The following is a 21,187-nucleotide window of genomic DNA, read 5'->3' as shown; positions in this document are numbered from 1 at the left end:
GACTACTTCTTCAGTTCGTCGAGCCGCAAGACCCGGATCGCCAGATCTTCTAACTGCTTGCGATCGACCGTGCTCGGAGCGTCGGTCATCAAGTCGGCAGCACGCTGCGTCTTGGGGAACGCGATGCAGTCGCGAATGTTGTCCAGGTGACCAAACAGCATCACCCAGCGGTCGATACCCAAAGCGATACCGCCGTGCGGAGGAGCACCAAACTGAAGCGCTTCCAGCAGGAAGCCGAAACGTTCTTTGGCGTCTTCTTCGCTCATCCCCAGCAGGCCGAACACCTTTTGCTGGGTGACGTTGTCGTGGATACGAATCGTTCCACCACCTGCTTCGCTGCCGTTGATCACCAGGTCGTAGGCCAGGGCACGGCACTTGCCCGGATCGCTGTCGAGCAGTTCGAGGTCTTGCGGGCGTGGAGCGGTGAAAGGATGGTGCATGGCAACCCAGCGACCTTCCTCTTCGTCGTAGTCAAACATCGGGAACTCGACGATCCAGCTGAAGTGCATCGCTTCCGGATCGTACAACTTCAGTTCAGCACCCAGCTTCTTGCGCAGACCGTACAAAGCCTTGCAGGTCACCTCGAACTTGTCGGCCACGATCAGGATCAAGTCGCCCGGCTCGGCCGAGAAACGTTCCTTGAACTTTGCCAGCAGTTCTGGCGTGAAGTTCTTGGCGATCGGCGAGGCCAACGTGCCGTCCGCTTCGACCTTAAACCAGGCAAGCCCCTTGGCGCCGAAGTCGTCTTGAACCATCGAGGTCATGTCGTCGATCAAGCGACGCGAGTACTGGTCGGCAGCACCCTTGGCACAAATACCACGGACACGATTGCCAGCGTCAGCCACCGCCTTGAAGACGCGGAACTCGGCTTCGGCAGCCAGGTCGGTCGCATCGACGATTTCCAGACCGAATCGCAGGTCGGGGGCGTCGTGACCGAAGCGTTCCATGGCTTCGTCATAGGTCATGCGTGGCAGCGGACCGCTGACTTCGATGTCCAGAACTTCCTTGGCGACCTTCTCGACCAGGCCATCGATGATACCGATGACGTCGTCCATTTCGCAGAACGCCATTTCCAAGTCGAGCTGCGTGAACTCGGGCTGGCGGTCGGCTCGCAGGTCTTCGTCGCGGAAACAGCGGGCGACCTGAACATAGCGGTCGTAACCAGCCATCATCAGGATCTGCTTGTAAAGCTGTGGCGACTGAGGCAATGCGTAGAACTCGCCATGGTGCACACGGCTTGGCACCAGGTAATCGCGTGCACCTTCCGGCGTGCTGCGGCCGAGGATCGGCGTTTCGACATCGATGAACTTGTGTTCTTCGAAGTAGTCCCGCATCAGCTTGATGATCTTGCTACGCAGCAAGAGCGTTTGCTGCATTTGCTGACGACGCAGGTCGAGATAGCGATGCTTCAAGCGAAGGTCTTCGCCGGGCATGTCGAGCTGACTGGGGAAGAACGGTGGCGTCTTGCACTTGTTCAAGATGGTCAGCTTTTCGACCTTCAGTTCGATCTCGCCGGTCGATAGCTTCGGGTTCACCGTGCCATCGGGACGTGGTTCGATCTTGCCGATGACCTGGATCACGTCTTCGTTGCGGAGCGAGCGAGACAGCGTCTGCGTTTCGGCCCCACTGTCGCTGCTGAACACCAACTGCGTCTTGCCGTAGCGGTCGCGAAGATCGACGAACAACCCGCCGCCATGGTCGCGGTAGGTATCGACCCACCCAGCCAGGGTGACTGTTTGGCCGACGTCGGATTTGCGTAATTCGCCGCAAGTGTGTGTGCGATACAAGGTTCTGTTCCTCGCAGATGGTAGGACAGCGTCAAAAAGTGAAGGGGAAATCGAGTATTTTAGACCGCCGAAGGCGTAGTGCCTAGATTGGGCTCAGACCCGGTCTGAATTCGATCGGGCAGGGTATCTAATCTGGCAAAACGTAACGATTCTCCGGACCGCCTTTTCTCCGGTCTCTGGTTCGGGTATACCGGCGCTCATGAGTGAACTCCTTGAAATCCCCGAAGTGGTCGGCCTTCTATCACGTTCCGACGTGATTCGTATCCCTCCCGATCAGGACGTCCCGCTGACGCCGCGGGTTCGCCACTTGGTCGATACGGCCGAATTTCGCCGCCTGGTGCATATCAGCCAGTTGGGTTTGGTGTCGCTCGTTTTCCCGGCTGCCCATCACAGTCGGTTCGAGCACAGCCTGGGAGTTTACCGGACGATGCTGCTTTATTTGCAGCGTCTGGCCCACGTCCCGGCATTCACCGAAGTGATCGAGGTGAAAGATGCCGAGCTGATGATCGTGGCGGCGTTGCTGCACGACCTGGGGCATTGGCCATTCTGCCATCCAATCGAAGACATGCGTCTGGCTGGCGTTCCGCAGCACGAACTATTCGCCAACAGCTTTCTGCTGGAAGGGGAAATCGCCGATTGCCTACGCGACGACTGGGGAATCAACCCGCGAGACGTGGTCAGCTTCTTATCCGAGAAAGGACGCACCAGCAAAATGAAGCTGATGCAAAGCGTCATCTCGGGGCCGATCGACGTCGACAAGCTCGATTACCTGCAACGCGATAGTCTGCACGCCGGCGTGCCTTACGGTCGTAACTTCGACCAGCAGCGTTTGATTGCCAGCTTGTGCGTCAGCGAGGCAGGCGACAAGCTCGCGCTGACCGGCAAGGGGCACACCGCCGCCGAGATGATGGTGTTTGCCCGCTATGTGATGTTCAGCGAAGTCTATTGGCATCATGCCGTGCGCAGTGCGACCGCGATGCTGCAGCGAGCGTTCTTCATGCTGCGGCCTCAATTGGAACTCGACTCGCTGTTTCGTTTGACCGAACGCCCGATGATCGAGGCCATGCTGGAAGCGGCTGGCAACGGGCCGGCCCGCGATTTGATGGATGGTTTGTTCGGACCGATGCGGCGGCTTTATAAGCGGTTCTTCGAGTACTCGCAGTTCGACCATCCAGAACTGTTTCATCAGATCGCCCACCAGCCGTACGACTGGCTGGTGCAGTTGAGCGATCAGTTCGCGACGGCTTTGTCGCGGCATCTTTCGCGGCGCGTTGCTCCGCACGAGATCTTGATCGACGCACCGCCGGTCAAGTTAGAAGTGCAATTCAACATCGACGTCCTCGACCAGAAGTCAGGCAAGTATCGAAGCCTGGGCGACGTTTCGCCGATGGTCGAAACGCTGGCCAAGCGGCAGTTTGACGACTTCGTGAAGAAGGTGCGGATCTTCGTCCATCCCCGCCTGGAAGAGTCGATCCAGAGCGACACTTCCATCGAGTCGTTGTTCATCGAGACCGTTCGCAGCATGTTCCCCGAGTCAGGCTAAGCTACTTCTTGGAAGTCAGCTCGAAGCTGTGCTCGGTCGCAGTCGTGCTAACCTCGATCGCTAGTTCGGTGTTGCGGTTGTAACGAGGTGGAATCGCTTCGACGGCGACATCTTCGACCGCACTGTCTTCGGTGTTGTAGGTCTTTTTCTGACCGACGACCTTTTCAGCGTGGATCTTCACCGCTTTGCTGCCGGCGGTGGTCTTCAGCGAATATTCGCCGTTGATAATGTCGCCCCCTTCCACCCCGCCGCGACCATCGGTGGCTTCGAGGGTGATCTTTCCCTTAGCAAGAGGCTGATTGTCGAGTATGACTTTGCCTTGGACCGGAATCAGATCGGTCCGCCCGCCGCCACAGCCAACGGTGGCCAGCAAGGCGAAAGCAAGGCCCAGCGAGAGTGCCAGATGGTGTTGAGTCTTCATGGTTCTACCTGCATTTAAGCGAAACCGCGCGTTCTACATGGATGGAGAAATGCGACGAGAAAACCAGCTGGTCATTACGGCAGCGGCAAGGTTTCTTTCCCGTTCATCGATCCGGCAGCTCGCCAGACGTCGAGGGCGATCGTTTCGGCAATGAAGTGAACCGAACCATCCGCCATCAACGTTTGCACACCACCAGGATGCAGGCTGCGTGCCGCGTGATGCTCGTTACCGCCGATACAAGGCAGGCCGATCTCTGGCTTGTCGAGACACCAAGACGACGACACGCCATCGGCTGCCGAAGAGTTCGGCGTCAGCACGGTCATGAAACCACCCCCTGCGGCGTCGTCGTTGATCGAGTCGCCCCGGTGGTCGGCGGCGGAATCTTCAGGGTGGGCACGCAGTTCGGCCATCAGCATCGTGTTGCTAAGACCATCGGTGAAACCGGAGAAGTCACTTGTGCGAGGCTTTTCTCCTAAGGCACCACTGGCGCCATCGAACCCGAACGGCGCCTTCAGACCTTCGATCCCGGTCGGGCTGCCATGCGGAATGGTGACGTTCCCATAGTTCACGGCGTAATGAACGCGGCAGCGCCAGTAGGCGTCGGAAGTGTTCATCCGACCGCCATTCATGCTGGGGCAATAGTACATGTCGACCGGCTTGGCGGTGACGCCGTCGAACGTGTTTTGGATGATGTTCGGAGAGTTATAGAACGGCTCGTTGTAGTTGTAAGCTTCCGCCAGATTGTTTTGTTCGATGTAGGGCCACAGACTAACAACCCACGTATGTCGTTTGCCGTTACTGTCGTTGGTCGCACCAAACGGCAGTACATTGATCGTGTCGTGATAGTTGTGCATGGCGATGCCCCACTGCTTCAAATTATTGGTGCAGGTCATGCGTCGGGCCGACTCACGGGCCTGTTGCACGGCGGGCAAAAGCAAGGCAATCAAGACGCCAATAATGGCGATCACCACAAGCAACTCAACCAACGTGAAACCTCGCCGAACCATGGCATGACTCCTTGCAACGGCAGAAAAGATGAGGGGATCAAAGGAAGAGAGGATCTACCGATCACTGCGGATGAGAAACGGGAAAGAAAAAAATGCGGAGAAAAAAATTTTCAGGATTGCATGGTAACGAGTTGCCAGGAGCCATGCAAGAATAACCTCCGCAATCCTCGTATTTACGGCGCATCCCCGCCGCTGAGTTGATTAGGAGGAAACGGCGGCTTGCTGGTACCGAGCCAGATACCAGCCATCGCCGAGCGAAATTGCCCGTTGAAGATGGTGCGGTTCCTGCAAACCGCCAATGAACGACGCAGGGACATCGTCGGTCGGGTGCCATTCGAGCCAAACACCACGCTCGTTGCCGGAAAGCTGAAAACGAATGGCTCCGCTGGGGCTCTTTTCGACACTGCTGAAAGTCGGGCCATCGTCCGCGATCGGAGGCGTGGTCAGCAGCAGAAGCGTCATCGGCTTATCGGCTGGGTACGCCATAAACGGCCCTAGCTCTTCCCTGTCGCCATCCTGACTGGGCCAATCTTGCCGCAGCGATTCGACAATCGGCTCGAACGCCGCGATATGGGTATCGATCCGCAGACGGCGGCCAGTCCAAACCATCTCTTCCCAGTTGCTGACTAAAGCCAGCCAGCAGCAAGTAAGCGACAAAACGACCATCATCGAGGCCAAGGTTCGGTAGCCGCGGCTTCCGGCAACCATGCCCAGCGCCATCACCACGAAGCTGATGATCGATAGCGTGACGATCGTGGCCAGCACAACCACTTTGCTGCGGACGAGCAGCCAATTGGCCGTATCGTCCTGGGCGGCGACGTCGGACGTCAGACCAAGGTCGAATTCCAACTGATTCCAGGTCGCGGTGACACGAGCATCGTAGATGATCCATCCGGCCAGCGAGATCAGCACGGCGGCGTTCAGCAGCCAGATCACTAAAGGATGTCGCCCCACATGCAGAAGACTCAGCCAGGTTCGCTGAGCCGCATGCCGATCTTCTTCAGCGGAAATCGGCGGCGATGGGTTGGGGGAGTGCATTCCAGAAATCCAAATCCGCCAGGCCGACCGGAGCGAGTCCCGTCGGCCGCACGGAGATTTGACTTACTTCGCGTCGGCAGCGGGAGCGGCGGCGACGTCGGCATCGCAGTACGACAACGCCATCAAGGCGAAGGCGGTTGCGAGGTTTTTATCGTCTTCAAACCAACGACGGTTTTCGTTGGCCCACGAACCATCTTCATTTTGACGCTTGGCCAGCTCGAAGATCAGGTCTTCGCGCCAGTTGTGCTTGTTGCCTTCGGCATCGGTCACTTCGGCGATACCAGCGGTACCGAGCCCAGCGGCGAAGGTGTGATAGTAGTAGAACAAGCCAGCGCTACCCATGCCTGGGTTTTCTTGAACGCTGTAGTTCTTGCTGGCCCATTCCGACGCTGCTTTGACGCGAGGGTCGTCCTTGGTCAGACCTGCGTAGATCATGCTCTTCAGACCGGCGTAGGTCATCGAACCGTAGCTACGGATGCCGCCATTTTCGGTGTAACGTTCTGGCGAAGTCGAAGGATCGATTTTTTCGCGGGGGATCTCGTAGATGAAACCGCCATCGTTCACTTTGCCGGCGAATTCGGTCGTGTTGAACTTGCTTTCCAGGTTCTGGCAGCGGGAAACAAACACGAGCGCACGTTGAATCGCTTCGTCGTCCGCTTCGCTACCGGTGTCGATCAAGGCTTCGATCAGGAAGCCGGTGTTCGATAGGTCAGGGCGACCAGCACCACCGTAGCCTACGCCGCCGAACCAAACGTCATCCTTGGGTATTTCGCCGTCGCCATACTGCAGACCGGTGACAAAGGCTCGAGCCTTCTTCAAGGTTTCGTTGTAGCGACCATCTTTATTGGCTTCTTTGAAGCAAAGCATCGCGACGCAGGTTTCGTAGTTGCGGAGGCGACCATTGCCATAGATACCACCATCAGGCTTTACGAAGCCTTCGAGGGCCTTCAAGCCTTTGGCCACGACCGGATCGTCGACCGTCTTGCCGTTTCGCAGGGCACCGGTGATCGCCAGGGCGGTTAGCCCAGGCCCGGCTTTAATGGTGAAGGTGCCATCGGCAGCCTGACCGTTCTTTTCGAGATATTGAATGCCCTTGGTGACGATCTCGTCCAGCTTCTTTTGGGCATCGCTCGAAATCGGACTGTCGGCCGCGGTGGCCAACGTCGTAAATACCAGAAGCAAAATGGGGGAAGTGATCAACAAGGTACGACGGGGGAATTTCACGACGATCTCTCCTCGGATGTTGCCTGCAAATGCGCGTTTAGTTTGCTTGCAAAGGACGTGCCAGCTAGGTGTTGCTACGCAACCATACGTTTAACACCGTAGCCAGGCGAACGTTATCTGGATGCGGCTTGGGCTGAATGTCGCGCCGGACGACAGGCGTGTCGTGGCAACCGACAGGGCGGACCGGCTTAATCGTTTTCGTCCTTACGACGCGTCTGACGTTTGGCGTCTAAAAGTCGATCGAGATACCCCTTCTCATCTGCGGTGCCCAACTCTGGCTTCGATGTGGCCGCGGTCGAGGCTGCCACATCGGTCGGTGCATCTTCGGTGGTCATAGCCGCTGGCGTTTCGTCGACGACTTGCGATTCGAAGGTGTTGAGCCACTCGCGACTGAGGTTTTCTTTCTTCGCCTTCAAGCGATTCAGCGACTCGACGACGGGGGCTTCTGGTTGTGGTCGATGCAGCAGACGCGCCCACAACGAGTTCGCCCAGGCGAATCCCCACAGCACGCGGCGATTGGCAATGTCGACAACAAACAGCGCTGCCGAAGTGACCAGAATCAAAAACCAGATAGGACTTTGACTGCTTGCTTTGGGAAGGTCGTGACGGAACGGGGTCGTCTCGATGTTGGCCAACTGCTCCGGCGTCATATCCAGATTGAAGACTTCGCCTGGCTTGCCACCGGGCGGCGTCAGTGCGGCGAGTCGGCTGAGCATTGGCAAGTTGTCGCTGCGGTCGCGGAACTCTTGAGCGTTCTGCACGTTGATCCCGATGCGAACCGGCGACTTGCCTGCTTCGGGAGAAACCGCCAGGAAGTGCGGGCCCGCGTTTTCGGCTTCAAATTCCGCTTCGTATCGCCCTGGTGCCACTTGCTGGAAACCAGCGGCGATCATCTCGGACTTCGGGCCGACGCCATTGAGCTGCGGCGAAGCGAAGTTCACGAAGTTGCCGTCGTCGTCCAGGGCGTTCAAGATCAGCTTCACCCGCTGACCGTTGACCTCGGTCGCGACTAAATAGTTCTTGGCCTGACTCGTGCTTCGCATGCTCCAGCGAATGATTTGCAGCAGCAGTTTGTCGTGACCTTCCCAGCCGGTCCAATTGGTTGTCCAGCGTTGCCCCACGTCGGAGGTCCAGCAGACCGATCGGCCAATACCATACTGCCATGTTGCCAGAAGGGCGTTGGTTTGCCCGCCTGGTTCAGGAGCGATGATCGGCACATCAACGAGCGGACTGTCTTTCGGTGTCGTCATCACGTAGCCCGAGAACGCTGGGAGGCTGCCACCGAAGCCTTTCAGGATTTCATGCTGATCGACGATTTCGGCCACCATGCCTTCCGGCTTTTCGAACACGAGCGGCCGAGCCACACGACGGGCCTCTTGCATGAAGATGCGTGGAATCGCCTTGGGGGAGGTTACTCGATAGAACTTGCCCGATCCGATGCCGGCGACGCGGTTGAGGAGGGCGACGTCGGCGTCGGCACCAACCGCCACGGTGGAAACGGTGATGCCACTCTTGCGGATCTGTTGCGTCAAGTTGCCAAAGTCTGCCGCAGGGGTCTGTCCGTCGGTCAGCACGATCATATGTTTGACGGCGGCTTCGTTGCTTTGCATCTGGCGGAATGCATCTTCCATCGCCGGAAACAAGTTCGTGCCGCCATCGGCTGTCAGGCGACTGATAAGCTGCGTGACGAAAGGACGGTTCTTCGCTTCCTGCAGCGGAACAGTTCGGCTGGTGACCGAGTCGAAACTGGTCACGCCGATGTAGTCGCGCGGGCCGAGTGCTCGCAGGGCTTCCCGGGCCGCTGCCTTGCACCAGTGCAGTTTCTCGCCCGACATCGAGCCTGACTTGTCCATCACCAGCATCAACGCGCCGACCGGAACAACCTTGGCGTCTTTGATCTGAAAGTCGAGCGGCATCGCTTCTTCGATCGGCGTGTTGGTCCACCCGCCAGCGCCGAAGCTATCGGGGCCGCCCAGCATCACCAGGCCGGCCCCCAAATTGCGAGTGTTATCCGCCAGGATCTGCATCTGAGCGTCGCTGAACGCGGTGATCGCTTGCGAGTCGCCACTACTACGGGCGACGTTACCGAGCACCACGACATCGTAAGGCTGTAAGTCGGTCAGATTCGAGAACAACTGATCGCTGGTCTGAATGGTCACCTTCAGGTTGTTGGCCCGCAGCATGTTCGCGAAGTCATCGAACTCGTCAGGACGCGTTGAATCGACAATCAACAGAACCTGGCCGGTCGACTCGATGTGGGTGAACGATGTTGCTCGGTTATTTTGCGTAAACCCATCCAGGCCGGCGGCATCCGGAGTGAACTCGGCCTGGTAAGAGTAGAAGCCACCATCAGGAAGTTGGTCCTGGAACGAGAAGACGCGAATGCCAGGGGGCAACTCGATCGCTTGTTCGACGACGACTTGCTCGTTCCCATTGCCCGAGCGAACCACGCGAAGCTTCCCTGGGACGGGCTTCTTTTTCGCCTCGGCGTCCCAGTGATTGCCGGGATCGTTGTTCAGTACTACCTGAACTTGAAAGGGAGACTTTTCGCGGCTGGTCGCCGGCGTCGTGATCTTTTCAACCGAGACCTCGGCCCGGGCCTGCTTGGTGACCGGAACCACATCGATCCCGATGCCGGCCTCGCTCAGCGATCGGGCGGCGGCCAAGGCGTCTCCCATCGTTTGCTTGCCGTCGGTCACGATCACGATGCGTTTGGCGGCATCGATCGGAAAGGCGGCTTGCGCCAACTTCAAGGCGGACTCAAGATTCGTCTGCTGAGGGTCGATCCGCGATTCCGACTGCGATCGCAGAAAGAGATCGCTCGACCAGGGTGGGATTTCAATTGCCGCGTCGCCGCCGAAGTTGACCACTCCGACGCGATCGTCTGGGACCGGCTGGCGAAAGTTGTTGGCGGTCGAGCGAACGTAATCGACCACTTCTTCCAAGCGATCGGGCGGAATGCTGAGCGAACGATCGACCAGGTAGATGACTGTCAGACGATCGTTGGTTTGAACCAGTTCGACTTCGGCGAGTGCGCCAATGATCAAAAGGCACAGCAAACTGCGCAGGGCGTTCGAGATCGTCCAGCGGACGCGATTCCCCAGGGAGAGACCATCCCAGGAGATCCACCACATGATCGGTAACAGAGCGAGCAGCACCAGATAGATCGGTCGTTCTACGGAAATCTGGTAATCGAACATGCACTCTCTTTCGGACGAGCTTCTCGCGATGGTTGCCGGCAGCTCTATTCTATGTCAGAACCTTCAGAAAAGGCCAGTTTCGGACCACCCGCCGGGCCAAGTTAACCCGGATTGCGTTGCGTCGTATAGAGCCATTAGGGTGGTCTTTTCACGTTTCTCGATGGCAAGCATCTAGACAGATAGGAAACCTTGGATCATGGAACCGCGAATCAGTCTGATTACGTTGGGTGTGCAGGATTTGCCGCGTTCGCTCGCGTTTTATCGCGATGGTCTCGGGTTGCCGACGACCTGGACCGGCGATCGGGGCGTCGTGTTCTTCCAGACCCACGGAACTTGTTTGGCTTTGTATCCCTTCGACAAGTTAGCCGAAGATGTCGGTGAGTCGTTCGAGGGAAGTACGCCGGTTCGTTTCGGCGGAATCACTTTGGCTCATAACGTTCGCACGAAGGAAGAGGTCGATCAGGTCTTGGCCGCTGCGGAAGAGGCTGGGGCGAAAATTGAAAAGCCGGGGCAAGACACCTTTTGGGGTGGTTACTCCGGCTATTTTTCGGACCTGGACGGCTATCTGTGGGAAGTCGCCTACGGTGCTTTCGAGTTCAAAGAAGATGGCAGCCTGCAGATTCCTTAACGGCGGGCACCTTTTTTCATCTCTTCCAGTTCAAACTGAAACACGTTGTCGCCAGGTTCCACCGTAGCGGTCAGCGTGGTCTCGGTATTGTATTTGGCTGGCAAGATTTCTTTCTGCCAGCGAGCCTCGCCGGTGGTGGGATCTTCAATGCGGTCTTCAGTGGTGATCGCAACCTGATGGTCCCCCACCAACGCGCCCCATTCACGCCCCATAAATTTCAGCGTGAACTCGCCTGCTTCGTTCGTCTTGCCGTACGAAGGTCGGCCGCTGGAAGGTTGAAAACGGACGGTCGCGTGGGGCAACGGTGTGCCTTGCAACAGCACCGTGCCGCGGACCTCGCCAAAGTCGAGGTCCGGCTTTCCGCTCGAGCATCCCAACAAAATTACCAGGCTGAAGAGCAGGGGAATGCGAACGCTTTTCATCAACAATTCTCCTGATAGCTCGTCGGGTTTAGTATTCGCCTAGCGTCTGGCCGTCGTAACGATTGGCCAAATTGCGGTAGGTGGTCTGGTCGATCGTTTCACTGAGGAAATGAACGCTGCCATCGCCAAAAGCAAACATCGCTCCGCCTGGGTGAAGACTGCTGAACCAGTGTCGAAACTGCCAGTTGGTGGCGTCGACTTCATTCATCGGATAGCCGGTCGTTCCGGCGACTTCCATCGAACCGTAGTAACCGCTGTCGTGCATGCTGGCGTTGGTGGTGCCGGCCCACAGCGTGTAGGTATCGTTCGTGTTGTAAGGAAGTTTGTAGTGACGTTCCCCGATCATCATCGTGTTGGATGAGCCGTCGGTGATGTCGCGGAAGCCACAGCCTTTGTTGCGTTCGTTGAAGATACCGGCTGCGTTGACCTGGTTGCCTTGATCGCGGTAATAAGCGCGCGGGCCGATTCCGTTGACGCCAGGATAGCTCGACAGGCCTAAGGCTACACCAGAGACCGAACGGGGCGAAGCTTCCACCGATCGAGCATCCGAAGGACACTTAAACGCATCGAGGCTTTGATTCAAAATCGTCTGCCCTTCGGTCGTGGCGGCGGAAGCAGTCAGCGACAATCGCCCAACCTGCAGCGACTCGTGGATGTTGCCTTGCTCGAGCATTGGCAGAACCAATGCACTCCAGCCCCATGCGGGTGTGGTGGCCGGATCGGGCAGGATGATCATCGGCGGGAAGGTGCCGTGGGTGTCGTGATAATTGTGCAGTGCCAGGCCTAATTGCTTTTGATTGTTCGAGCACGACATCCGGCGAGCCGCTTCCCGGGCTTGCTGCACAGCCGGTAACAGCAGGGCGATCAACACACCAATGATCGCAATAACTACAAGCAGTTCCACCAGCGTAAAGCCGGTGCGGTTCGACTTCGAATACATAGCGTCTTCCGGAGGATGAATTGGAATAGAGGTCGCAAGGGCTGCATGATGAAGAGTAGGGAGCGATTCATGGGGCGAATCAGTAAGCAGCTCTGATGTTCGGACCGCGGACAAGAATTCTCAGAGAGGTTACGCTTCCTCATTTTTTTGTAACAACAACTCGAGATATCAGCTAGGGAAAATCCATAAAAGTATCGATTACTCATACTAATGGACTGCCTCGCCCCCTTACGCAGAGGGAAGGGCAGGCGTCGCCACGAGTTAATCCGTAGGAGGTGATCAGCGAGATTTACTCGGCCTGAGCGGATTTCCGGATTACGGTCCCAGCGAACCGCGGCCGCCCAAAGGAAGGTGGGCGTCCGGGGCGAAGTTTTAGAACGACCAGATGCGGGGGATCAGCGTCATCGCGGTGATCGCGATCAGCACCGCCAGCGGTAAACCAGACTTCAGATAGTCTCGAGGCGTGTAACCACCAGGCCCCATCACCATGAGGTTGGTCTGATAGCCGATCGGGGTGAGGAACGCCATCGAGGCCCCAATCGCGATCGCCATGATGAAAGGACGAGGATTCAAATCGCCTTGCTGACCTATGGCCACGGCAATCGGGAGCAGCAGGGCGGCGACCGCCGTGTTGGTGATCGTTTCGGTAAAGACCACCGTCATCAAATAAATCACGATCAACAGTACCCACGGATTCGATCCGACGGCAGAGACCAGGGCTTCTGCGATCATCTGCGCCGCGCCACTTTCCCACAGAGCATTCCCCAAACCAAGAGCGGCGGCGATGGTCACGATCACTTGAATATCAAGGGCACTTCGCGCTTCCGACGCCGACAAGCACTGGGTCAGGATCATCAGCGCCGCGATCGTCATGGCGGCAATCGCCGGACTGCCGAAGCCTCCGGCGAACTCGAAGCCTGAGAACAAACTGGTCAAGCAAAGCCACGCGATCAGAACGATCATCAGCCCGCCGGAGAGCAACGCGCGATCGTGACGACGTGGTTCGGCATCGTCGACACTGCTCACCAGATAGAAGTCGCGATTGTTGCGATGCTGGACGATAAAGTCGCTGCGGGTTTGCAGGAGAAGCGTGTCCCCCACTTCGAGCACGATGTTCCCGATCTTATTGGGCAAACGCTGGCCATTGCGATGCACGGCCACAACCGCGGCGTTGTAAAGCTGACGGAAGTTCGCTTTGCGGACCGTGGTACCAATTAGCGGCGAAGAAGGGGAGAGCACCACTTCGGTCAAGTGTCGTTGAACACGCGACTGCGGATGGAACTCGTACGTTCGATCGGCCGCCGGGATCAGCCCAGGGATCTTCTCGAGATCGACGATCGTATTCACCAGTCCGGTGAACACCAGGCGATCGCCCGACCGGACAAAGTCGCGCGGGGTGACTGGCGTAATAATGTCGCCATCGCGATCGATTTCAATCAGAAACAAGCCATGCAAATTACGAAGACCAGCAGCCTCGACGGTTTTATCAATCAATGGGCAATCAGGCTGGACCTGCATTTCGACGAGGTACTCGCGCTGCTGGTCGCCGAGTTGTTCCATGATGTCTTGCTTGCCAGGCAGGAAGCGTTGCCCGATGAGCAGCATGTACAAACTGCCAACCAAGGCGCAAGGAACACCGATCCAGCTAATCTCGAAAAAGCCCATCGGCTGAACGTTCGGCAGAACCTGGCGACGTTTGGCGAGCTGAAGTTCAAGTTCTGGACGTTGCTCCTCGGTTGCTTTCGCAATCTGCGTTTCGAGCGAAGCAATTTCCGATTCGACGATTACCACGCTGTCGCGTAGTTTCTCATTCACCACCAGCGTGGTGCTTGTGCCAATCAAGGTGCAGACGCCGCCGAGTATGGTCAGGTAGCTAAGCGGCAGCAGCAGTTTGGAAGGGGAAAGGTTGCGCTGACGGCACCAGTCAAGAATGACCGGCATCATCATGGCGACCAGGGCGGTGTTCAGCACAAAAGCGGCCGAAACAACAATCGGCCCCGTCAAACGCATCAGGGCCGAGCGTTCGTTGTTCGCGTTGCCCAGGATCTTCGAACCGATCCAATCGAGAACCCCTGTCTTACGAAGCCCCGCCGAGACGACCAGCAACGCGCTGATGGCAATCACCGCGCGACTCGAGAACCCGCTAATCGCCACCGTAGGAGTGATCAGGCCCATCAGGGTGACGGCGCACAAGGCAAGCAAAAACAGCAGGTCGACCGGAACCCGTCGAGCAAACTGGATCGCCAGAAATACTGCCACGGTCGTGCCGATGGCAATCCAAGGATGAGCAGCTTGCAAGAGTTCCATAGGTGTTCGTTGGTCGCCAGTGGAACTGGCCTGCCATCATGGCTTGAAAGTGGGGTGTGGTCGTTAGGGAAAGGTGGTCGAAGGGGAGGGATTCCTTCCCTCAGCAGTGGTGACGGCGATGCTTGAGCGGATCGAGGCTGTGAAAAAAGGTACGGAATGTGACGGCATCAGGTAGACGCATTTTCGCTGTCTTACTCAAACCTGCTAATGGGTTCATTTTGAAGACGTCGATATCCTATTCTACCTAACTTGCCCACCAAACACGTGACGCATGGATTGCCTAACGGTTCAGGTCACGTTCTATCGCATAATCTCTGGGAGGATACAGAGTCATGAGTTGTCGCACGTTTGCCACCCTCATCGCCATCGTCATGGCAACCGTTTGCACAGTCCGTGCCAAAGCATCGGAAATGTCGGACTATGTGAGTCGTCCCCTGGTACGTGTGACGATGAACCCAGACTTCCATCCGGAGGTTGAGTTCCGAATTGCCGAGGCTTTGAAGCGTCCGCCCATCGATTGGAGCATGGTCCAGGATCATACCTTGGCCGAGGTCGCCCGACCGGTTGCTATCGCCGAACAAGCTCCATCCCAGCATATAGCACAGCAAATGATTGCTGAATGGGAACATTTGCTGGCCAGCCCAGCACATATGAGTGTTGCTGAGACGGTGAAGTCGCATTTGCGATCGATCATCCGGGCTGAGTTCGCCGCTCAAAGTCTGTTGGGTAAGAAGGTTGCAACCTGCGAAGTGAGCTCGGAGCGGGAGCTGGCCCCGATCCAAGAGATCTGCCTGGATGACCTGCCTACGATTAATACCGGAGATCTGGCAGTTGCCGAGGTCTCGCTGGAAGACCTGCCGCAGATCAATACCGGCGAGGAAGTTATGGCCCTGATCGCTCAGGAGGACGCTGATTTCCCCCTCGATCCTTACGGTTATTCGGAATACAACGCCTATTTCGAGCCTGAGGTTTATGACTGGTTCGTCTTTGCAACTGATGATCTGACGGTGGTTTACGTCTACGAGAACAGCGACATACTCCCGAATCGAGTCGATCCTGTAATGCTCGCCGAGCAGAACGCATCGCCAGAAGTACCGGAAGCATTCAAATTTGCTGTGCGAGAACATGTTAGGTCGCTTTTCGCGGGCGAAATTGACTTTCGTCCGCTGGCAGCCTCGGTGCAGGCCGGTTGGAGCACCGTGACGGCTCCGTTCTCGATTGCTTCGCTAAAACAAAGCGAGCTTCTGCCTGTTCATCGGGTCTCGCAACTTCCGGAATTGTTCCGTTTTTAGCAAGTCCCGTCCTAACCGTGACTTATGATAGCTATGACGAGGGAGCTCCGGCTCCCTTTAGTCGTTTCCGAAGCGGCGGAATTCCCCGAATAGGGGATGTCTGCAGGAATGACCCCTTTCATCTATTTTCTCAAAATGTTAATCCAGCTAAACTTAGGTGGAATCATGGTTTTTTGGTGGCAGTAATTGCACCAGGGAAATAGAATTGGGGTTCAAAGTGGGCCGCAATCCCTGCGCGGATATCCTAATCCGGCCATGGCTTTCGTCTTTTCGGAGCCGAATGCAGTAGCCAGCCCATCTGCGGCTGTTTCGGAACAGAGTCGCAATCGAACAACACTTCTCACGATTTCTATTTTGGAGTTTCGACTATGCCTAAGCGTGAGCACTTCGAGCAGTGTCTCTCGGCATTTTTGGCAATCGGGCTAGCCGTTTTGATGGTGGCGCCAGCAGTTGCTGGTGATGCCCCACGTGCAACGACTTACCAGCAGGCTGCTGGGCCCCGCTACTTCGCCCTGAGCCTCTCCCTCAACGAGAAGCCTGAGGCCCTTCCATCGGAAATCGTGGTGATGGTGGATACCTCCGCCAGCCAGGCCGGTCCTTACCGCACCGATTCGATCGAAGCCGCCAAAGCGATGATGGCCGCTCTGCCAGCCGACAACCGCGTCCAATTGTTCGCCGGCGACCTGATGGCCGTACCGATGACCAAGGGGTTCGTCGCTCCCCAGGGTAGCGAAATCGACGCCGCCTTCGCTCAGCTCGAAAAGCGAGCTCCGCTGGGTGCGACCGACATGGCATCGCTGGTCGAAGACGCCGTGGCTTCCTATACCAAGGGAAGCAAGCTGAATCGCTCGCTGGTTTACATCGGCGATGGCAACAGCCACGCAAACTTCCTGTCGAACGAAGAATTCGAGAAGCTGGTCGCCACGCTCCGCGACAACAAAGTGGCTTTGAGCTCGTTCGCGATTGGTCCACAACGTGACATCGAAACGCTGGCCGTTCTGGCCAACCAGTCGGGCGGCATGCTGCTGATCGACGGTCGTTCGGTGGTCGCTCAGCAAATTGGTGTTCAACTGGCCGCTGGTGCCACCTCGCCAGTCATCTGGCCAGCCACGGTTAAGTACTCGGCTAACGTCGAAGAAGTCTTCCCAAAGCAGTTCCCACCCATGCGTGGTGATCGCGACACGATCGTGGTTGGCGTTGTCAACAACGAAGGTCCTATCACGGTTGAAGTGAAGGGGAGCGGTGCTTTCGCGAATAGCTGGACCGCCAAGCCAGAAGCTTCCGACGACGATCAGGCCTACCTGCCACAACTGCTCGAACTGGCTCGTAAAGACGATGGTCTGCGTTTGCCAACCTTGGGCTCGGATGGTTTGCGTGAAACGGCTTCGATCCTGATGGCATCGGCCGAAGAATACGCTCGACTGAGCAGCCAGGCTCTGGCCTCTGGCGACGTCGATGGGGCTGCTCGATTGGCCCAGGCCGCCATGGAAATTGATCCAAATCACCCACGCGCCCAGGCCGTCTCGAAGGCTGCCGAAAAGGCCAAGCAAGAAGCCGCCCAGCCAGCCGAGCCAAAGGCTCCGGTTAACAAAGGTGCTGCGAACGTCCGTCGCAACCCATTCCAACTGGTTGCCTTCCAGAACGATGGTTCGGATGACGCTTCGTCTTCGCTTTCGCTCGGAAGCGACGACGACGGTGACTTCCTTCGCGACGTTCAGACCGATCAGATTCTCAACTCGCGAATCATCGAAGTTGACGTCACCAACTCGCTGGCTCGTGCTCGCGAACAAATGCGTACCGATCCTGATCAGGCCCGTGACGGTTTAAAGCTGCTGTTGGACAAAGTCGAACGCAGCCCAGAGCTGACGCCAGATACTCGTACTCGTCTGCGTAATCAGATCGTTGCTGCGATCCGTGAAGCTTCGGGTCGTGCAGTGGAAGTCGAAGCTCGCCGTGCCGAACAGGCCGAACGCGAAGCGATCGCTCGTGAACGTATCGCGCTGACCGAACAACTGGTTCGCTCGGAAGAACGTGCTCGCGTGATCATGGAAATGTTCGACGCTCTAATGGACGAAGGCAAATACACCGAAGCCATGATCGGTGCCCAGGAAGTTCGTTCGATCAACCCGAATAATCAGGCCGGCGTTGCTGGTGTTTCGATTGCCGAAGTGGTTGGTAACTACGAAGCGAACACCGCCCTGAAGGAAATTCGTTATCAACGCGTGATCGACACGCTGTTTGAATCGGAAAAGTCGTCGATTCCATTCCCAGACGAACCACCGATCATCTACCCAGACGCCGAATTCTGGGAAGAGATCTACTATCGTAAAGAGAAGTACGGTTCGGTCGACCTTGCCGCAACTGGCAACGCCGAACAGAAGATCTTCCAGCAACTGGATGCCGAAACCAAGATTCAGTTTATCGACACGCCTCTCGAAGAAGTGGTCGGTTACCTGAAGCAGTTGCACGGCATTGAAATTCAAATCGACAACCGTGCCCTGGAAGACGTGGGTCTCTCGACCGACACTCCAGTGACCCGCAACATCGAAGGTATTTCGCTCCGTTCCGCTCTGCGTCTGATGCTGAAGGAACTGGACCTGACCTACATCGTTGCCAACGAAGTGTTGATGATCACCACTCCGGAAGAAGCCGAAAGTGAACTGATCACCAAGGTGTATCCAGTGGCCGACCTGGTGCTGCCAGTTTCGGTTCAGCTCGGTACGCTCGGTGGTGGCGGTACCGGCTCCAACCAGGGTGGCGGTTTCGGCAACAACGGTAACGGTGGTAACAACGGTGGCGGTAACTTCGGCAACAACGGCGGCGTGTTCGCAGTTGCTGACGAAAAGGCTGTCTCGAAGATCGAAGACGCTGCCCCAGCTCAAGTTCCTGCAGAAGACGCTCAGTCGGCTCAGGAAGAAGAAGGCAAGCCTTACGTTCTGCAAGTGAACGAAGGCGAAACCCGTCTGCAAGCTTGGGAACGTGCTTTCCAGAACGAAGAAGGTATTCCAGCCGCTGCTCTGCGAACCGAAATTCGCCGTTCGATGGCTGCCAAGCGTTACGGCGACGTGACCGACATGATCCAAATGTCGCTCCGTTATGGTTACCTGCAGCCTTGGATGTACGAAGCCATGGCGTTGTCGATGGAACTCGATCACGCACCGAAGGCCGACATCGAACGCTCGCTGATGAGTGCCGTCGACTTCACCACCGGTCCAAACCATCGCCTGATGGTCGCCCTGCTGATGTCGAAGATGGGTCTCGATAGCCGAGCCTTGAAGCTCTATCAGGACGTTGCCCAGATCGAACCACTTCGCCCCGAACCATACTCGATGGGGCTGGCTGTGGCCAAGCGTCTGGAAGATGAAGAAGCCATCCGCTGGGCTTGCGTCGGTATCCTGTCGCAAGAATGGCCAAAGGATCGCCTCGACATTCGTACCGAAGCGTTCACCACCGCCAAGGCGGAACTGCAGCGTCTGCTGGCTGAAAACCGCAGCGACGACGCGAAGGCTTTCAACGACCAAATCCGTGAAGCCCTTGTCCGCGATGCCATCGTCAAGGTGACCTGGTCGGGCGAATCGGACCTCGATCTGATTGTCGAAGAACCGAGCGGCAGCGTTTGCTCGCAGCACAACCCGCGTACCATCTCGGGCGGTGTCTTCCTGGGTGACGCAGCTTCGTCGCTGGGCGATGCCGGCACCGACGGTGCTTACGAAGTCTACGTGGTGCCCAAGGGTTTCAAGGGTGACTACAAGATGCTGGTCCGTAAGGTTTGGGGCGATGTGACCGCTGGCAAGATCACGGTCGACATCTTCACCAACTACGGTACCCAGGATCAGCGTCACGAACGTGAACAGTTGGATCTCGGTAAGGATGGTGCTTTCATCACCTTCACCGTGCCAGAAGGTCGTCGTACCGAAAGCCTGGACGAACAGCAGGTCAAAGTTGCTGTTGAAACCCAAGTTGCCATGGGCCGCGAACTGGTCGCCTCGAAGATCAGCTCTGCCTCGGAAGGTTCGACCGCCACGGAAGAATACGTCACCGGCGTGAACAACGGTTCGGACGACTTCGTTCGCCGTGTTCGCAACTCGGTGGGTTACCGCCCGGTGATCACGACCCTGCCAGAAGGTACGAACTTCTCGGCATTCGCGGTGATCTCGGCCGACCGTCGTTACGTCCGCTTCAACGGTACGCCGTTGTTCTCGGCGATCGGCGAAGTGACCTCGTACACCTTCTCGGGTACGAACACCGGTACGACTGGTACCACGGGCACCAACACCGGTATCAACTAACCGGTCAGAAGCTTAAGCAAAAAGAGAACGCGGTCCGTTCAATCAAACGGACCGTGTTACGAACGAATCAAGCCGGGCACCGCGTCGAGCGAAAGATCGTCCACCAGCCCGGCTTTTATTTTTTCAATCGCGATCGCACCCAATACCGCGTTGTCGGTGCAGAGGTGCATCGGGGCGATCATCAGTTCGCCTCCAGCGGCAGCTACCTGTTCTTCCAGGGCTGTGCGGAAACGACGATTGGCCGCGACACCGCCGCCAACACAGATTCGCTCGATGCCGGTTTTCTTCATCGCCAGCATTGTCTTGCCCACCAGGCAATCGACCACTGCCTGCTCGAAACTCGCGGCGATGTCTGCCTTTCGCTGGTCATCGATTACCAGCGATTTGAAGTCGACGGCACCTGGGCCAGCGATCTCGTAGCGGACGGCCGTTTTCAGGCCGGCAAAGCTGAAGTCGAGACGCGACTGATCGTTCAAAAACGGACGGGGAAACGAGAACTTCTTAGGATCGCCGTTCAGGGCACACTTCGACAGCGAAGGACCGCCAGGGTAGGGCAAGCCCAGCATCGAGGCGACCTTGTCGAACGATTCGCCGGCGGCATCGTCGATGGTGCCCCCCAGCGGTTCGAAGTCAAACGGACTCTTGCAGTGGTAGATCGTCGAGTGGCCACCACTGATGATCAAGCCAATGCAAGGAAAGATCGGCTTCTTGAAAGCGACCTGGCAGGCATAGATGTGTCCCTGCAGGTGATTGATGCCAACGAGTGGTTTATCGAGCAGCCAGGCCAATGACTTGGCCGCGGTGACCCCCACCAGCAGCGAACCGGCCAGGCCAGGCATGTTCGCCACGGCCACGGCGTCGATATCGCTGAGCTCGATTCCTGCTTTACGAACCGCTTCGTCGATCACCGGCAGGCAGCGTTCCAGGTGAGCCCGGGCAGCGATCTCAGGGACGACGCCAGCGAAGCGCTGATGCAGTTCATCCTGCGAGGCAACGACAGAGGACAGGACTTCCAGATCATCCGTGATGACGGCCGCGGCGGTTTCGTCGCAGGTCGATTCGATCGTAAGGATTTTCATCAGCTGGGTG

14 protein-coding genes are annotated in these 21,187 nt (G+C 57.3%); 4 read left to right on the top strand and 10 right to left on the bottom strand.

Annotated features, from left to right (window positions below; all coding sequences use genetic code 11):
- Positions 1–2: 2 nt before the first annotated feature.
- Positions 3–1,787 (bottom strand): aspartate--tRNA ligase, encoded by a 1,785-nt coding sequence (aspS, locus tag ABD890_RS21285; protein ID WP_345094349.1) that lies wholly within the window; start codon positions 1,785–1,787, stop codon positions 3–5.
- A gap of 199 nt (positions 1,788–1,986) precedes the next feature.
- On the opposite strand from aspS, the gene ABD890_RS21280 reads away from it, so the two are divergent.
- On the top strand, positions 1,987–3,330 hold the full coding sequence (locus tag ABD890_RS21280) for an HD domain-containing protein (RefSeq protein WP_345094347.1): 1,344 nt from the start codon (positions 1,987–1,989) through the stop codon (positions 3,328–3,330).
- A 1-nt stretch (position 3,331) separates the two neighbouring features.
- Here the strand turns inward: ABD890_RS21280 and ABD890_RS21275 are convergent, their stop codons facing one another.
- The 5 genes from ABD890_RS21275 to ABD890_RS21255 all read right to left on the bottom strand — a co-directional run bounded on the left by ABD890_RS21275 (position 3,332) and on the right by ABD890_RS21255 (position 10,220).
- On the bottom strand, positions 3,332–3,751 hold the full coding sequence (locus ABD890_RS21275) for a hypothetical protein (protein WP_345094345.1): 420 nt from the start codon (positions 3,749–3,751) through the stop codon (positions 3,332–3,334).
- A gap of 74 nt (positions 3,752–3,825) precedes the next feature.
- Complete coding sequence (locus tag ABD890_RS21270; RefSeq protein ID WP_345094343.1) at positions 3,826–4,758, bottom strand: DUF1559 family PulG-like putative transporter; 933 nt, start codon at positions 4,756–4,758, stop codon at positions 3,826–3,828.
- Positions 4,759–4,959: 201 nt separating this feature from the next.
- Positions 4,960–5,796, bottom strand: a complete 837-nt coding sequence (locus ABD890_RS21265) for a hypothetical protein (RefSeq protein WP_345094341.1) — start codon at positions 5,794–5,796, stop codon at positions 4,960–4,962.
- 63 nt (positions 5,797–5,859) lie between these two features.
- Positions 5,860–6,981, bottom strand: a complete 1,122-nt coding sequence (locus ABD890_RS21260) for a prenyltransferase/squalene oxidase repeat-containing protein (RefSeq protein WP_373356474.1) — start codon at positions 6,979–6,981, stop codon at positions 5,860–5,862.
- Positions 6,982–7,208: 227 nt separating this feature from the next.
- Positions 7,209–10,220 carry a VWA domain-containing protein gene (locus ABD890_RS21255; RefSeq protein WP_345094339.1) on the bottom strand — a complete coding sequence of 1,004 codons (3,012 nt, stop codon included), beginning with the start codon at positions 10,218–10,220 and terminating at the stop codon, positions 7,209–7,211.
- A 196-nt stretch (positions 10,221–10,416) separates the two neighbouring features.
- Between ABD890_RS21255 and ABD890_RS21250 the strand changes: the two genes are divergently transcribed.
- The gene (locus tag ABD890_RS21250; RefSeq protein WP_345094337.1) at positions 10,417–10,848 is read left to right on the top strand and encodes a VOC family protein; all 432 of its coding nucleotides are present in this window, start codon (positions 10,417–10,419) and stop codon (positions 10,846–10,848) included.
- On the opposite strand, the gene ABD890_RS21245 is transcribed toward ABD890_RS21250, so the two are convergent.
- The 3 genes from ABD890_RS21245 to ABD890_RS21235 all read right to left on the bottom strand — a co-directional run bounded on the left by ABD890_RS21245 (position 10,845) and on the right by ABD890_RS21235 (position 14,517).
- Positions 10,845–11,270: a carboxypeptidase regulatory-like domain-containing protein gene (locus tag ABD890_RS21245; protein WP_345094336.1), complete on the bottom strand. Its 426-nt coding sequence runs from the start codon at positions 11,268–11,270 to the stop codon at positions 10,845–10,847. The two genes, ABD890_RS21250 and ABD890_RS21245, sit on opposite strands and share 4 nt — an antisense overlap.
- A gap of 28 nt (positions 11,271–11,298) precedes the next feature.
- The gene (locus tag ABD890_RS21240; protein WP_345094334.1) at positions 11,299–12,210 is read right to left on the bottom strand and encodes a DUF1559 family PulG-like putative transporter; all 912 of its coding nucleotides are present in this window, start codon (positions 12,208–12,210) and stop codon (positions 11,299–11,301) included.
- A 372-nt stretch (positions 12,211–12,582) separates the two neighbouring features.
- Complete coding sequence (locus ABD890_RS21235; RefSeq protein ID WP_345094332.1) at positions 12,583–14,517, bottom strand: SLC13 family permease; 1,935 nt, start codon at positions 14,515–14,517, stop codon at positions 12,583–12,585.
- Positions 14,518–14,849: 332 nt separating this feature from the next.
- Here ABD890_RS21235 and ABD890_RS21230 point away from each other — a divergent pair, with 332 nt between their 5' ends.
- Both ABD890_RS21230 and ABD890_RS21225 read left to right on the top strand, forming a co-directional pair.
- Positions 14,850–15,809, top strand: a complete 960-nt coding sequence (locus ABD890_RS21230) for a hypothetical protein (RefSeq protein WP_345094331.1) — start codon at positions 14,850–14,852, stop codon at positions 15,807–15,809.
- A 368-nt stretch (positions 15,810–16,177) separates the two neighbouring features.
- A complete protein-coding gene (locus ABD890_RS21225; RefSeq protein ID WP_345094329.1) occupies positions 16,178–20,098 on the top strand; it encodes a hypothetical protein in 3,921 nt (1,306 codons plus the stop codon).
- Between the two features lie 56 nt (positions 20,099–20,154).
- Here ABD890_RS21225 and tsaD read toward each other — a convergent pair whose 3' ends face one another.
- Positions 20,155–21,177, bottom strand: a complete 1,023-nt coding sequence (gene tsaD / locus ABD890_RS21220) for a tRNA (adenosine(37)-N6)-threonylcarbamoyltransferase complex transferase subunit TsaD (protein ID WP_345094327.1) — start codon at positions 21,175–21,177, stop codon at positions 20,155–20,157.
- Positions 21,178–21,187: the final 10 nt, after the last annotated feature.

Source organism: Bremerella cremea (genome assembly GCF_039541315.1).
Taxonomy (GTDB): domain Bacteria; phylum Planctomycetota; class Planctomycetia; order Pirellulales; family Pirellulaceae; genus Bremerella; species Bremerella cremea.
Note: the sequence above shows the minus strand (reverse complement) of the source record. Positions and strands in the feature narration are given on the sequence as shown.

What these genes read in the sequence shown, in the direction of transcription:
- ABD890_RS21275 (WP_345094345.1), bottom strand. Translation starts at nt 3,751, where the DNA reads ATGAAGACTCAACACCATCTGGCACTCTCGCTGGGCCTTGCTTTCGCC.
- ABD890_RS21225 (WP_345094329.1), top strand. Translation starts at nt 16,178, where the DNA reads ATGCCTAAGCGTGAGCACTTCGAGCAGTGTCTCTCGGCATTTTTGGCA.
- ABD890_RS21235 (WP_345094332.1), bottom strand. Translation starts at nt 14,517, where the DNA reads ATGGAACTCTTGCAAGCTGCTCATCCTTGGATTGCCATCGGCACGACC.
- ABD890_RS21240 (WP_345094334.1), bottom strand. Translation starts at nt 12,210, where the DNA reads ATGTATTCGAAGTCGAACCGCACCGGCTTTACGCTGGTGGAACTGCTT.
- ABD890_RS21255 (WP_345094339.1), bottom strand. Translation starts at nt 10,220, where the DNA reads ATGTTCGATTACCAGATTTCCGTAGAACGACCGATCTATCTGGTGCTG.
- ABD890_RS21265 (WP_345094341.1), bottom strand. Translation starts at nt 5,796, where the DNA reads ATGCACTCCCCCAACCCATCGCCGCCGATTTCCGCTGAAGAAGATCGG.
- ABD890_RS21280 (WP_345094347.1), top strand. Translation starts at nt 1,987, where the DNA reads ATGAGTGAACTCCTTGAAATCCCCGAAGTGGTCGGCCTTCTATCACGT.
- ABD890_RS21270 (WP_345094343.1), bottom strand. Translation starts at nt 4,758, where the DNA reads ATGGTTCGGCGAGGTTTCACGTTGGTTGAGTTGCTTGTGGTGATCGCC.
- ABD890_RS21245 (WP_345094336.1), bottom strand. Translation starts at nt 11,270, where the DNA reads ATGAAAAGCGTTCGCATTCCCCTGCTCTTCAGCCTGGTAATTTTGTTG.
- ABD890_RS21250 (WP_345094337.1), top strand. Translation starts at nt 10,417, where the DNA reads ATGGAACCGCGAATCAGTCTGATTACGTTGGGTGTGCAGGATTTGCCG.
- ABD890_RS21230 (WP_345094331.1), top strand. Translation starts at nt 14,850, where the DNA reads ATGAGTTGTCGCACGTTTGCCACCCTCATCGCCATCGTCATGGCAACC.
- tsaD (WP_345094327.1), bottom strand. Translation starts at nt 21,177, where the DNA reads ATGAAAATCCTTACGATCGAATCGACCTGCGACGAAACCGCCGCGGCC.